Annotated in this window: 12 protein-coding genes and 1 pseudogene; 7 read left to right on the top strand and 6 right to left on the bottom strand. The window is 73.0% G+C overall.

What is annotated here, in order from left to right; genetic code table 11:
• Nucleotides 1–9: 9 nt before the first annotated feature.
• The 5 genes from OG207_RS03285 to OG207_RS03305 form a co-directional block, all read right to left on the bottom strand.
• Nucleotides 10–840, bottom strand: a complete 831-nt coding sequence (locus OG207_RS03285) for an alpha/beta fold hydrolase (protein WP_329095692.1) — start codon at nucleotides 838–840, stop codon at nucleotides 10–12.
• 148 nt (nucleotides 841–988) lie between these two features.
• Nucleotides 989–1,492 carry a DoxX family protein gene (locus OG207_RS03290; RefSeq protein ID WP_329095693.1) on the bottom strand — a complete coding sequence of 168 codons (504 nt, stop codon included), beginning with the start codon at nucleotides 1,490–1,492 and terminating at the stop codon, nucleotides 989–991.
• 5 nt (nucleotides 1,493–1,497) lie between these two features.
• The gene (locus OG207_RS03295) at nucleotides 1,498–2,160 is read right to left on the bottom strand and encodes a hydrolase (RefSeq protein WP_329095694.1); all 663 of its coding nucleotides are present in this window, start codon (nucleotides 2,158–2,160) and stop codon (nucleotides 1,498–1,500) included.
• Nucleotides 2,161–2,333: 173 nt separating this feature from the next.
• A complete protein-coding gene (locus OG207_RS03300) occupies nucleotides 2,334–2,951 on the bottom strand; it encodes a nucleoside/nucleotide kinase family protein (RefSeq protein WP_329095696.1) in 618 nt (205 codons plus the stop codon).
• A gap of 79 nt (nucleotides 2,952–3,030) precedes the next feature.
• Nucleotides 3,031–3,456 (bottom strand): Ig domain-containing protein, encoded by a 426-nt coding sequence (locus OG207_RS03305; RefSeq protein ID WP_329095698.1) that lies wholly within the window; start codon nucleotides 3,454–3,456, stop codon nucleotides 3,031–3,033.
• A 172-nt stretch (nucleotides 3,457–3,628) separates the two neighbouring features.
• Here OG207_RS03305 and OG207_RS03310 point away from each other — a divergent pair, with 172 nt between their 5' ends.
• The 6 genes and pseudogenes from OG207_RS03310 to OG207_RS03335 all read left to right on the top strand — a co-directional run.
• Complete coding sequence (locus OG207_RS03310) at nucleotides 3,629–4,708, top strand: hypothetical protein (RefSeq protein ID WP_329095700.1); 1,080 nt, start codon at nucleotides 3,629–3,631, stop codon at nucleotides 4,706–4,708.
• Nucleotides 4,709–4,821: 113 nt separating this feature from the next.
• Nucleotides 4,822–6,336, top strand: a complete 1,515-nt coding sequence (locus OG207_RS03315) for a cytochrome ubiquinol oxidase subunit I (RefSeq protein ID WP_329095702.1) — start codon at nucleotides 4,822–4,824, stop codon at nucleotides 6,334–6,336.
• An 88-nt stretch (nucleotides 6,337–6,424) separates the two neighbouring features.
• Entirely contained in the window at nucleotides 6,425–6,802 is a 378-nt protein-coding gene (locus tag OG207_RS03320; RefSeq protein WP_329095703.1) for a hypothetical protein, read from the top strand.
• 147 nt (nucleotides 6,803–6,949) lie between these two features.
• Nucleotides 6,950–8,386, top strand: coding sequence for a carotenoid oxygenase family protein (locus tag OG207_RS03325; RefSeq protein ID WP_329095706.1), 1,437 nt, complete (start codon nucleotides 6,950–6,952; stop codon nucleotides 8,384–8,386).
• Nucleotides 8,387–8,474: 88 nt separating this feature from the next.
• The gene (gene dacB, locus OG207_RS03330; RefSeq protein ID WP_329095708.1) at nucleotides 8,475–10,127 is read left to right on the top strand and encodes a D-alanyl-D-alanine carboxypeptidase/D-alanyl-D-alanine endopeptidase; all 1,653 of its coding nucleotides are present in this window, start codon (nucleotides 8,475–8,477) and stop codon (nucleotides 10,125–10,127) included.
• 70 nt (nucleotides 10,128–10,197) lie between these two features.
• Nucleotides 10,198–10,335 (top strand): annotated as a pseudogene (locus OG207_RS03335) (VOC family protein); the annotation flags it as partial.
• An 18-nt stretch (nucleotides 10,336–10,353) separates the two neighbouring features.
• Here the strand turns inward: OG207_RS03335 and OG207_RS03340 are convergent.
• Nucleotides 10,354–10,857 (bottom strand): hypothetical protein, encoded by a 504-nt coding sequence (locus OG207_RS03340; protein ID WP_329095710.1) that lies wholly within the window; start codon nucleotides 10,855–10,857, stop codon nucleotides 10,354–10,356.
• Between the two features lie 411 nt (nucleotides 10,858–11,268).
• On the opposite strand from OG207_RS03340, the gene OG207_RS03345 reads away from it, so the two are divergent.
• Entirely contained in the window at nucleotides 11,269–12,903 is a 1,635-nt protein-coding gene (locus OG207_RS03345) for an alpha/beta hydrolase (RefSeq protein WP_329095711.1), read from the top strand.
• Nucleotides 12,904–12,990: the final 87 nt, after the last annotated feature.

The following is a 12,990-nucleotide window of genomic DNA, read 5'->3' on the forward strand; positions in this document are numbered from 1 at the left end:
TGGCCGTGCTCAGCGGAGGAAGGCGAGCAGGGCGGTGTTGACCTCGGCGGCGTGGGTCCAGGTCAGGCCGTGCGGGCCGCCGGGGACGACCGTGAGCTGCGCGCCGGCGATGCTCTTCGCCAGGGGGATCGCCGTGGCCTCGATGGGCAGCGTGCGGTCGGCGTCGCCGTGGATGATGAGCGTGGGCACGTCGATGCGGGGGAGGTCGGCCCGGAAGTCGGTGAGCCAGGCCTGGACGCAGTCGAGGGTGCCCTTGGCGGAGGCGCCGACGGCCACGTTCCAACTGGCGCGGACCGCCTCCTCGCTGATGCGTTCGCCGCCGAGGACGTCGACGTTGTAGAAGTCGGCGAAGAAGGAGCTCATGAACGCGAAGCGGTCGACGGTGATGGCGTCCTCGATGCCCTTGAAGACGCCGGCGTCCACCCCGCCGGGGTTGTCGTCCGTCTTGAGCAGGAAGGGCGGCACCACGCCGATCATGACGGCCTTGGCGATGCGCGCGCTGCCGTAGGTGCCGAGGTAGCGGGTCACTTCGCCGCTGCCCATCGAGAAGCCGACCAGGACGGCGTCGCGCAGGTCGAGCGCGGTGAGGACCTCGTTCAGGTCGGAGGCGAAGGTGTCGTAGTCGTAGCCGTCGGCGGGCTGGTCGGAGCGGCCGAAGCCGCGCCGGTCGTAGGTGATGACCCGGTGGCCGGCGGCGAGCAGGGCGGCCGTCTGCTTCTCCCAGGAGGCCCCGCTCAGCGGCCAGCCGTGGATCAGCACGACCGGCGCGCCGGTGCCGTGGTCCTCGTAGTAGAGCTCGACGGGGGCGGTGTTGCCTTCTGCGACCTTGATGTACGGCATGGGGTGGTGCTCCTCTGTCGGATGTGTACGGGTGGTGCGTGGGTGTGGGGCCGGGTGGACCGGGCGGGCCCGGCCGGTCGGCGCACAGGGGGGTGCGCGGACGGCCGGGCCCGGTCCGTGCGGCGTGGAGGGACCGGCCGTGGAGGGCTCAGCCGTGGTCGGCGGCGGCCGGGGCGCGGTGCAGGACGAGCCGGGTGAGCAGGCCGCTGCCGACGCCCGCCGCGAGTACGGGGGCCGTCCACCACAGCGGGTACGGGGTGAGGCCGATCACCGCGTCGAGGGAGAGGGCGCCGGGCCCGGTGGCCGCCAGGGCGGCGGCGGTGACGATCAGCACCAGGGGGTACTCGTAGCCGTCGTTCTGCACCCAGAGGCCGCCGGGCCACTTCACGGTGAGGGCGACGGTCATCACGCCGATGACACCGGTCGCGGCGAGCGGGGTCAGCAGGCCGGCGGCCAGCAGGAGGCCCGATCCGATCTGGCCGCCGCCCGCCGCGAGGGCGGTGAGGACGCCGCCGCGGAAACCGTCGGCGCGGAACTCGCGCGCACCGCCGTCGAGGCCGTGGCCGCCCAGGTGCCGGCTGACCTTCTGCACCCCGTGGGCGGCAACGAGGAGGCCCACCAGCAGACGCAACATCAGGATGCCGGTGTCCAACGGGGTCAGCCGGCCGCGTGCTCGCCGATGACGGCCTGCGCGTAGACGACGCCGAGGCCGTAGGCGCCGGCGTGGGCCTTGACGATCTCCATGACGGCGCCGTACGTCTCCTGGCGGGCCCAGTCGCGCTGGAGCTCCAGCAGCACCTGTACCCAGGTCACCGGCACGGCTCCGGCGGCCAGCATCCGCTGGACGGCGTGCTCGTGGGCGGTCGGGCTGACGCCTCCGGAGGCGTCGGAGACCACGTAGACCTCGTAGCCCTGTTCCAGTGCGGACAGGGCGGGCAGCACCAGGCAGACCTCCGTCCACAGGCCCGACAGGACGATCTTCTTGCGTCCGGTCGCCTTGACCGCCGCCACGAGCGCCTCGTCCTCCCACGCGTTCATCGACGTACGGTCGATGACCTCGTGCCCGGGGAACACCTCGGCGAGCTGGGGCAACAGCGGACCGGAGAAGGACTCGGCGGCGACGGTGGTCAGCACGACCGGCACGTCGAAGGCCCTGGCCGCCTTCGCGAGGCCCACCGTGCTGTTGATGATGGCGGCGCGGTCACCGCTGCCGGTACCGAAGAACATCTGCGGCTGGTGGTCGACGAAGAGCATGACCGCGTTGTCGGGCGTGAGCAGGTCCGCGCTCGGGGCGGCCTGGACCTGGTTGATGTCGAACATGGGGGGGTGTCCTCCCGGAGCACTATGGATCATCGCCGTCCGCGATCGATCCCGCGGCCCGGCACACCCCGAAAGCTACGGACGCCCCGCCCGCCCGACTTTCCTTACCGTGCACGGGTGTTGGCACGAGAGCGCACGACGGCGACCCGCCGCGTGCGCCCGGCCGGGCGCCGTCAGTCGGCGTCGAGGACGAAGTCGGCGCGGTGGCGGCCGAGGGCGACGAGGCGGGCGTTGCGTTCGTCCGAGCGCGCCACCCATGCGCGCGCGTGCGCGGGGTCCTTGCCGTGTCGTACATGACGGCCGATCAGCCGCTCCAGGCGCAGGTCCTCGGCCGGGGCGAGGTACCAGGCCTCGTCCAGCAGGGGGCGCACCGAGGCCCACTCCCCCGCGTCGTGCAGCAGGTAGTTCCCCTCCGTGATCACCAGCGGTACGTCCGGGGACACGGGGATGCTGCCCGCGATCGGTTCCTCCAGGGAGCGGTCGAAGGCGGGCGCGTACACCGTGGGGCCGTGCGGTGTGCGCAGTCGGCGCAGCAGGGCGGCGTAGCCGGCGGCGTCGAAGGTGTCCGGGGCGCCCTTGCGGTCGGCGCGGCCCAGGCGGTCCAACACGGCCTGGGCGAGGTGGAAGCCGTCCATCGGGACCACGACGGCCCGCTCCGGCCCGAGCGCGTCCGCGAGCCGGGCGGCCAGCGTCGACTTTCCGGCCCCCGGGGGCCCGGCGATGCCCAGGACGCGCCGCTCGCCCGCGGTGGCCAGCGCCCGTGCCCTCGATGCCGCTTCCGTCGTGTTCATCCGCACATCCTGCCCGAGGAGCAGCGCCCGGCACCCCTCCCCGCGATCGGCGCTCGGGAGGGGGTGCCGGGCCGCCGGGTCAGCAGCGGGGACAGGCGTCGCGGATCACGCGCCAGGTGAAGCTGGTGGAGCCGGTCGCACCCGTGGCGTCCTTGGCGGTGACGGCCACCGTACGGATGCCGCTGCCGCGCAGGAGGCCCGAGATCAGGCCGGTGGAGGGATTGATCGAGGCGCCGGTCGGCAGGTTGACGGCCGACCAGGTGTAGGGGGCCGCGCCACCGTTGGCGGTCATCGGCAGGTACGCGGAGTCGTACTGGAGGGACACCTGGTTGCCCGGGTTGACCACGGACGGGGCGGCGGCCACCGTGCGCATCACCGCCGGGCCGGTCGAGCCGTGCGGCGCGGCGAAGGACGGACCGACCGACGCTGCCAGGACAGCGGTCAGGCCGACGGCCAGCGCCGCCATTCTGCGCGGGGTGCGCGGGGTGCGTGTGGATGTGCTCAACGGAACCTCCGAACTCGTCGGGCGGAGCGGCGTTCCCGGTACGGGTCCCGGACACCGCCATCGCCCTTTGTGGGTATGCATGTTCGAGGTGCGTGGCGCGTCGGCATCATAGGCGGGCCCGGCCGTCCCGTCGATGGCGCGCGGCCGGCCGCACGGGCCTACGATGTCCGCCATGCCCGGTACGGTCCCCGTCCCGCTCGACCCGCCGCCCCGCGCCCGAGTGCGCTCCGCCGCCCGCCTGGCCGTGTGCGCCGCCGTGCCCTGGTTCCTCTGCCTGTGGTGGGGCACGAGCACGGTTCCGGTGCCGGCCGCCCTGCCCGCCGTGCTGATCCTGCGCGACGACGTGTACGACGCCCCGCGACGGGGCTGGGAGCGGCTCGTGGGCGTCGTCGTGGGGGTGGCGCTGACCACGCTCGTGCTGCACTGGCTGCCGCCGCCCACGGCCTCCTCGGTGACCTCGGTGTCGGTGGCCGCGTCGGTGTCCTTCCTCGCCGTACTGGCCTGCGGCTGCGCGGGCATGTACCTGATGTACCGGGGCGGCGCCCCCAACCAGCAGGTCCTGGTGAGCGCGCTGGTGATCTACGCGACCGCCCTCCCCGGCTACGCCCTGGCCCGGCTGGCGGAGAGCGCCGTCGGCGTCGCCACCGTCGTCCTGCTGGGGCCGCTGCTGTGGCCGCCGGACCCGTACCGGTCGGCCGCGGCCGGCCTCCGCACGTACCGGGGCGAACTCGACGACCTCCTGGGTGCGGTCGCCGACCGGCTCGGCGCGGGCGGACCGCCCACCGCGCAGGGGCTCCCCGAGGACGCGGAGTTGTGGCTGCGGCCGCGGAACGGCCTCGCGGCCTACGAGCGGGCCGCTCGACGCACCCGGCTCCCCCGGCTGTACCTCCGTACGCCCAAACGGCCGCCGGAGGGGCTGGAAGAGCGGCTGAGGCTCGCCGCCCGGACCGCCCTCACCCTCCAGTACTTCACCCGGGAACTACGGGAGCGCGCCCGTACCGACGGCTCGGCCCCACCTCCCGGAACCGGGTCCGACACCGCCCTGCGCGAGCTCGCCCCGCTGGTCCGGGCCACCGCCCGGACCGTGGACACCGCCCTGCGCGGCGGGGACTGCGCCACGGACCTCGACCGGGCCCGCGCCCTGGACCTCGCCCACCGCGCGGCGCACCCCACCCGGCACGACGCCGTTCTGCGGGCGGGCCTCCACCTGACCCACGAGGCCGTCGCCGACCACGTGTCGGTGCGCTCCTGACGACCGTCCGGGGCAACCCCGCGCGGGTCGGCCGCCGCTGACCGCCCGTGTGCCCCTGCGCCGGGCAGAGTGGCCCCGCAGGAAGCAGCGGCCGTGGGCTGAGGAGGACGAGGATGCCGTGGGACCTGGCTCTGGCGCCCGACACGGTGGCCCGGTGGCAGTTCGGCATCACCACCGTCTACCACTTCCTCTTCGTGCCGCTGACGATCTCCCTCGGCGTGCTCGTGGCCGTCCTGCAGACCGCGTGGGTGCGGACCGGGAAGCGCACCTATCTGATGGCCACCACGTTCTGGGGCCGGCTGTTCCTGATCAACGTCGCGATGGGCGTGGTCACGGGCATCGTGCAGGAGTTCCAGTTCGGGATGAACTGGTCGACGTACTCGCGGTTCGTCGGCGACGTCTTCGGCGCGCCCCTGGCCTTCGAGGCGCTGATCGCCTTCTTCCTCGAATCGACCTTCATCGGCCTGTGGATCTTCGGATGGGACCGGCTGCCGAAGCGGATCCACCTGGCCTGTGTCTGGGCGATGGCCGTCGGGGCCGTGCTCTCCGCCTGGTTCATCCTCGCGGCCAACTCGTGGATGCAGCACCCCGTCGGGTACACCATCTCGCCCGAGACCGGGCGCGCCGAACTCACCGACTTCCTCGCCGTACTCACGCAGGAGACCACGCTCGTGGTCGTCTACCACACCCTCGCCGCCGCGTTCCTGACCGGCGGGGCCCTCATGGCGGGCGTGGCGGCGTTCCACCTGCGGCGCGGCCGGCACGTTCCCGTGATGCGGGCCTCGCTGCGCCTGGGCCTGGTCACCCTGACCGTTTCCGGCCTGCTCGTGGCCCTGAGCGGGGACACGCTGGCGAAGGTCATGTTCCAGCAGCAGCCGATGAAGATGGCCGCGGCCGAAGCCCTGTGGGAGGGCCAGACCTCCGCGCCCTTCTCCGTCTTCGCCATCGGTGACGTGTCCGAAGGTCACAACACGGTCGAATGGTCCATCCCCGGGCTGCTGTCCTTCCTCGCGGAGGGCAACTTCACCGCCTACGTCCCCGGGATCAACGACACCGCCGCCGCCGAGGAGGCGCGGTACGGTCCCGGCGACTACCTCCCGAACATCCCCGTCGCCTTCTGGGGCTTCCGCTTCATGATCGGTTTCGGCATGGCCTCGTTCGGCCTGGGCCTGCTCGGCCTGTGGCTGACGCGGCGCCGCTTCCTGCTCCGGCCCGCCCTGCGCACCACCGAGGACGAGGTGCCACGGCTCGCCCTGACCCGCTCCCGCCCGCTTCCCCCGAGGGCGACCGCCTGGTACTGGTGGCTGACCCTGTGGACCCTGGCGTTCCCGCTCGTCTCCACCTCCTGGGGCTGGATCTTCACGGAAATGGGCCGCCAGCCGTGGGTGGTCTACGGGCTGCTGCGCACGGCCGGCGCCGTGTCCCCCGAGGTCTCCCAGGGCGAGGTGATCGCCTCCCTCACGGCCTACACCGCGCTGTACGCCGTACTCGCCGCGATCGAGATCACCCTGATGGTCCGGGCCGTGCGGGCGGGCCCCGCCGAACCGGCACCGCACGAACTCGACCCGCCCACCCGGATCGGCGGCGACCACGACGACCACGACCGGCCGATGGCGTTCTCGTACTGAGCGGTGCCGGTGGCCGTGCTGGTGCCGGTCGGCCCCGGCGTGCGGGTCACCGATAGGCTCGTGCACCGACCGGGGAGATGAGGGATCGATGACGTTGAACGAAGGCCAGCGGGTGAGGCTGGCCGCGGACCTCACGCTGACCGGTTCGCTCACGGCGGCGGGGGACGCGGTCGCCGGGTTCCTGGCCCTGGCCTCGGGCACCGGGGGCACCGTCGAGCGGGTGGACGAGCACCGGCCGCAGAGCGGCGAGGACGTCCGCGAGTACGAGCGCCTGAAGTCGCTCCTCGATTCCTTCGGCCATCAGATGCCCGAGGGGAGCCGGAAACAGCTCGAGGAGCAGGTCGCCTCCCTGGAACCGGCGTGGATCGCCTTCCAGGAGCAGAAGCTCCGTGTGACGGTCCGTGTCCGCATCGACAACGGGTTCGTCCTCGACGGCGCGCAGGAGGAGCTCTTCACGTCCTCCTGAGGTCGCCCAGTACCGGCTGGCGCGGGCGGTACCGGTCCCGGACCGCCCGGGCCGGTCCGGGCCTGCCTGGCACCCTCACCCCCCGAGGGTTTCACTGGAAGGTGCCGTACCAGCGCGCCCACGGAGGACCGCGCACCGGGAGGTCCCGTGAACACCTACGTGCCACCCCGCTTCGACCCGACCCGCGTCCCCCACCTGCTGGGGTCCTTCGCGCCCGTGTCCGACGAGGTCGACGTCACGGACCTGGAGGTCACGGGCGAACTGCCGGACACCCTGGACGGCCTGTACCTGCGCAACGGCCCCAATCCGCGGTTCACCCCGATCGGCTCGTACCTCTACCCCATCGACGGTGACGGCATGCTGCACGGCGTGTGGCTCTCCGGCGGGCGGGCCCGCTACCGCAACCGCTTCGTACGCACCCCCGCGCTGCTGGCCGAGGAACGGGCCGGCCGCGCCCTGTGGGGCGGCCTCGAATCGATGATCGTGCCGGACGCCGACCAGGTGGGGCCGGAGCTCGCCGGCACCTTCCGGGACATGCCCGACATCAACGTCGTCCGGCACTCCGGACGCCTGCTGGCCCTCGCCGAGTCGGCCTGCCCGTTCCGGATCGACACCGAACTGGCGACGCTCGGCCGCGAGGACTTCGGCGGGGCGCTGCCCGCGGGCATCACCGCCCACCCGAAGATCGACCCAGTCACGGGCGAGATGGTCGTCTTCTGTTACGGCCTGGAGCCGCCCTACCTGACCTGGTCGGTCATCGACCGCGACGGCAGGGTCAGCCGCGGGCCCACTCCCGTCGACGGGGTGGACGAGCCGATGATGATCCACGACATGGCCCTGACCGGCCGCTACGCCGTCCTCGTCCTCGCCCCGGCCTTCTTCGACCTCGCCGCGGCCATGAGCGGCGGCTCCTTCCTGGCCTGGCGCCCCGAACGCGGCACCCGGGTGGCGCTGATCCCCCGCGACGGCGGACCGGTGCGCTGGGCGGCCGACGAGGCCTTCTGGGCGTGGCACACCGTGAACGCGTACGACGACGGCCCGGGCGCGGACGCCCCGGTGGTCCTCGACTACGTGCAGTGGAGCAGGCTCACCGTCGGCGGCCCGGAAGGGGACGGCGAACCGATCAGCGGTGGCCTGGTGCGGGCGCGCCTCGACCCTGCCGCCGGCAGCATGGTCCGTACCCCCCTGGACGACGCGCGGGTGGAGTTCCCGCGGGTCGACGACCGGCGCATCGGGCGGCGCCACCGGCACACCGCGCTGGCCTCCGAAACCGGGCGGACGGACCTGCTGCCGGGCGAGTTCGACGCCGTGCGCTGGTACGACGTCGAGCGCGGCACCTCCCGGGTCTGGCCGGCCGGGGACCTTTCCGTGGGCGAGCCGGTCTTCGCCCCCGCGCCGGGCTCGGGGACCGGCTCCGAGGAGGGCGGCCACTGGCTGACCTTCGCCACGGACCGCACCGACGGTTCGAGCTGGTTCCTGGTCATCCCCGCCGAGGATCCCGCCGCGGGCCCGGTGGCCCGCGCCCGCATCCCCGTGCGCGTCCCGCTCGGCCTGCACGGCTGCTGGCTGCCGACCGAGGAGTGAGACCCCGCCCGGCGCGCCGGCGCGGCGCGGCCGTACCACTCTGTTTCCTGGCCTCGGGAGGAAACAGCCGCGACGAACGGAGCGCGCTGTGAGCAGACCGATCCACCCCGCACCGGCACCTCCTCGGCGCGGTACGGCCGTCGCCTGTGCCGTCCTGCTGTTCGTGGCCCTCGCCTCGGGTACCGCGACCGGGGCGGACCCGACGCCGACCCCGCCCCCTTCTCCGTCTGCGACCACGCCGTCGGCGACGGGTGACACGGGAATCGCCGGCCTCGACCCGCGCATCACGGAGATCATGCGCAAGCCGGACTACCGCAATGCCCAGTGGGGCCTGCTGCAGACCGACCCGGAGAGCGGCCGCGTGGTGCACAGCCTCTTCCCCGAGCAGTTCTTCATTCCCGGATCCACCGCGAAGCTGATCAGCGTCTCGGGCCCGTGGCACACCCTCGGCGCCGACCACCGCTTCGTGACCCCGCTCTACGCGGTCGGCGCGCGCGACGGCGCCACGCTGACCGGTGACCTCGACCTCGTCGCCCAGGGCGACCTCACCATGGGCGGCCGGACGCGCCCCGACGGCACGGTCGCGTACACCGACCTCGACCACACCTACGCCAACGACTTCCCCGGCGCGACCCTCACTCCGGAGAACCCGCTCGCCGGGATCGACCGGCTCGCCCGGCAGGTGCGCGACTCCGGCATCACCCGCGTCGACGGCGACGTGATCGTCGACAGCCGGCTGTTCGTCCCCGACCCGGAGCTCGTCCCCACCCCGACGCCCCTGATCATCAACGACAACCTGATCGACCTCATGACCACCCCCGGGAGCCGGCCCGGCGCGGCCGCCCGGCTGGACTGGCGGCCCAAGGTCGCGCCCTACGAGGTCACCTCGGCGGTGAAGACCGTGGCGGCCGGGGAGCCGACCGCGGTCACGGTGACGGCCACCGACGGCGGCACCCGGATCCGCCTGACCGGGACGATCGCGGCGGACTCCGCACCGCTGCTGCGCACCTCGCCGATCGGCGATCCGGCCGCCTTCGGCCGCGTCGCGCTGATCGAGGCCCTCGAACGTGCCGGGGTGCACGTCACCGCGGACCCGTCGGGCCCCAATCCGGTGGGGCGGCTGCCGCGCGACTACGACGGACGCCCGCGCGTGGCCGCGTACACCTCCCCGCCCTACGCCCAGTACGCCAAGCTGATCCTCAAGGTCAGCCACAACCTGGGCGCCAACCTCGGCATTTGCCTGCTCGCCGTCACCGCGAAGAGCGACCAGTGCCCGGCCGGCTTCCCGGTGCTCGCCGACTTCCTCGACGAGGCCGGCGTCGACCGCGAGCAGGCGCAGCTCATGGACGGCCGGGGCGGAAACCCCGCCGACCGGGCCACGCCACAGGTGCTGGTGCAGATGCTGGCGTACTGGCAACGGACCCCGGACGCGCGGCTGTTCCGGGAGGCCCTGCCCATCCTCGGGGTGGACGGCCTGCTGGCCGAGAACTGCCGCAGCTGTCCGGCCCGGGGGAAGGTGTTCGCCAAGACCGGCGCGGCCGTCGGCGGTGACGCGCTCAACGACCGGCTGGCCGTGGGCGCCATCACCATCGCGGGCTACCTCGGCAAGGGCGGCGGCCGCTTCGACACCTTCTACGCGGGCGTCAACGGCGCCTCCACACCGGGCGCCGACCCCACCGAGGTGCTGGCCATCTCCAACGACCTCGCGATGATCGCCGCCTACCTCCAGGAGTCGTCCTAGAGCCCGGCCCTATGCTGGGCCGATGTCGTCGATCAAGAAGTTCCAAGTCACCTTCGACTGTGCGGAACCGGAGCGCCTCGCCGCACTCGAGGCCGAATGCGCACGGCTGGTCCCGCTCGGTGCGGTGCACGTGCGAACGCTGTACGACGGTACCGATTCGTGCATCCCGATGCTGGACATCGAGGGCAACGAGTTCTGCATCGACTGAGCGGGGGCGGGACCGCGGCTACGGCTGCGCCCAGGCGTGCAGCAGGGCCTCCCGCGCCCGCGGCTCGGGGGTGCCCTCCGGGGCGTACTCCCGTCCCCACTCCTCGAGGGCCCGCGGGTCGGCGGTTCCCGCCACGTAGCGGTCGAGCAGGTCCTGGGAGAGCCGTACCTCCTCGGCGGGATAGCCCGCCACCGCTGCGTGGACGGTGACCTCGTGCGTACCTTCCTCCGTTTCCAGGCGCAGCGTCATCTCGGGCGGACCCTCGCCGAGGTAGTCCGCTCCGATCGCGGCCGAGATCATCGCGCCGAGGGCCTTCGTCGCACGGCCCACCGGGTTGTGCCCGGGAACGTCCTCGACCACGGCGGAACGCAACTCCGTCCAGGTCCACGTCCGGGGGCTGTCGGGGTCCATCGATTCCAGGCCCCCGGCGGTCAGCCGGACGCCGACTCCGACGGCGTTCGGCGGCGACCCCACGTACACCGCGTCCGGAGTGACCCAGAACAGTCCGACCATCGCCGCCACGCACCGCTCCCCGCTCTCGTCCCCGACCCACCATCCATACCGCCCGCCGGGAACGGAGGGCCGCAGACACACCGGACGGCCGCCGTACCGCGCGCGGGGCATGAGGGACCGGGCGCGGTGCACCGCATGAAGCGTCGGGGCAGGATCCACCGAAGCGCGACCGCCGTCTGAACGCCCGCCTCGGCCGTCCTCCCCCAGGAGGAGGTGTTGACGAGTGAACGGGCGGGTCCTTCCCCGGAAGTCCCGCCGGATCAGCGGATCTTGAGGGTGAGTCTCGGCCACATGTCCGGAATTCAGGTAATACGTGCGGAGGATGGAAGGTCGTTCCCGGGAGGGATCCGGTCTGACCAGCTCGTCCAACACAGTCGAGGCGCAAGCGATTTCCCCAGACAAAGGAACGGGGCCACACGCATGAAGCGTCTCGCACCGCTGCTCGCCACCTCCGGATTATTGGCCACCGCCCTGACCGGGCTGGCGGCGCCATCGGCCTCCGCCGCCCCGACCCCCGGGTACATGCGACAGACACCGGACTGGCACCGCTGCAGCCCCGATCGGCCGGCGGCGTACGAGTGCGCCACCCTCAAGGTGCCGCTCGACTACCAGCGTCCCGAAGGACGCACCTTGGACCTCGCCATCTCCCGGATGAAGAGCGAGAACCCCGCCGAGCGGCGTGGCGTCCTCCTCCTCAACCCGGGCGGCCCCGGCACCTCGGGTCTCCACCGGCCGCTACGGACGAATGCCGAGATGCCCAAGGACGTCCGCGACCGCTACGACCTCATCGGCTTCGACCCGCGCGGCGTCGGTGAGAGCAGCCCGATCGGCTGTGGTGATCTGAGCGAAGCGGAGGTGGGCGTCGGCGGGGCGTACCGGCCCGAGACCTTCGCCTCGGACGTGGCCTGGGCGCGCGGAATCGCCGACAAGTGCCGTGCGAAGTCGGGCGATGTGATTCCGTACATCACCACCCGCAACACGGCGCGCGACATGGACGTCATCCGCGCCGCACTGGGGGAACGGACGGTCTCGTACCTGGGCTACTCGTACGGGACGTACCTCGGCGCGGTGTACTCCCAGATGTTCCCCGAGCGCACCGACCGGTTCGTCCTGGACAGCGGCGTGGACCCGGGGCGCGTCTGGCGCGGCATGATCCAGGCGTGGGGAACCGGAGCCGAGCCCGCCTTCGAGCGGTGGACGCGGTGGGCGGCCGAGCGCTCGGACGCCTATGGGCTCGGCGCCACGCCCGAGGCGGTCTCGGCCACCTTCTGGGCACTGGTGGCGCGGGCCGACCGGGACCCGTTCATGCACTACGGGGAGAAGGTGACGGGTGACTACATCAGGGCCGACCCGTCGCTCTTCTTCGATCCCCGCGGTGCCTCGGCCGTCGTCAAGTCCATCAAGGCGTCGGCCGACAAGACGCCCCAGCCGCCGGGTGGCACCGATCCGGGCGCGAGCGGGAAGGGCGCCGACGGGAAGGGGCCCGGTGCGCAGTCGCCGCTCGGCGGAGTCCGGGCCGTCGGCCCGGGTGTCGGCGCGGGTGTCGGCGCGGGTGTCGGCGCGGGAGGGGCGCCGGAGGGGCCGGACGCCCCTCCCGCGAGCAACGTCACCGCCGTGTACTGGGCCGTGGTGTGCGGGGACACGGACAGCTGGCCCCGCGATCCGGAGCAGTACGCGCGGGACGCGGCGCGGGACAAGGTGAAGCACCCGCTGTACGGGGACTTCGCGTCGAACATCAAACCGTGCGCCTTCTGGCAGCGGCCGCTGGAGCCCGCCACGCCCATGAAGACCCGGGCCGATGTCCTGACCGTGCAGAACGAGTGGGACCCGATGACCCCGCTCGAAACCGGCCAGGGGCTGCACCGGGCGCTCAAGGGGTCACGGATGGTGCTGGCGCTGGGGGGTGAGGGGCACGGTGTGTACCTCTCCAACCCCACGGCCTGCGCCAACACGCCCGTCAACGCGTACCTGTCGACGGGACGGCTGCCCGCGAAGGACGTGACCTGCCACAACCCGCCGCCCGCCCCGGATCCGGAGGCTGCCGGAGCCCGCTGACGACCACCCGCCGACGCGCACGGCTTCGCCGTCGGGCCGGGCCGGGCCCGGGGCCCGGGGCCCGGGGCCGCGGAGGGTCAGGTCCGG

Origin of the sequence: Streptomyces sp. NBC_01439, from assembly GCF_036227605.1 — a bacterium.
Taxonomy (GTDB): domain Bacteria; phylum Actinomycetota; class Actinomycetes; order Streptomycetales; family Streptomycetaceae; genus Streptomyces.

What these genes read in the sequence shown, in the direction of transcription:
- OG207_RS03285 (WP_329095692.1), bottom strand. Translation starts at nt 840, where the DNA reads ATGCCGTACATCAAGGTCGCAGAAGGCAACACCGCCCCCGTCGAGCTC.
- OG207_RS03295 (WP_329095694.1), bottom strand. Translation starts at nt 2,160, where the DNA reads ATGTTCGACATCAACCAGGTCCAGGCCGCCCCGAGCGCGGACCTGCTC.
- OG207_RS03300 (WP_329095696.1), bottom strand. Translation starts at nt 2,951, where the DNA reads ATGAACACGACGGAAGCGGCATCGAGGGCACGGGCGCTGGCCACCGCG.
- OG207_RS03310 (WP_329095700.1), top strand. Translation starts at nt 3,629, where the DNA reads ATGCCCGGTACGGTCCCCGTCCCGCTCGACCCGCCGCCCCGCGCCCGA.
- OG207_RS03315 (WP_329095702.1), top strand. Translation starts at nt 4,822, where the DNA reads ATGCCGTGGGACCTGGCTCTGGCGCCCGACACGGTGGCCCGGTGGCAG.
- OG207_RS03320 (WP_329095703.1), top strand. Translation starts at nt 6,425, where the DNA reads ATGACGTTGAACGAAGGCCAGCGGGTGAGGCTGGCCGCGGACCTCACG.
- OG207_RS03345 (WP_329095711.1), top strand. Translation starts at nt 11,269, where the DNA reads ATGAAGCGTCTCGCACCGCTGCTCGCCACCTCCGGATTATTGGCCACC.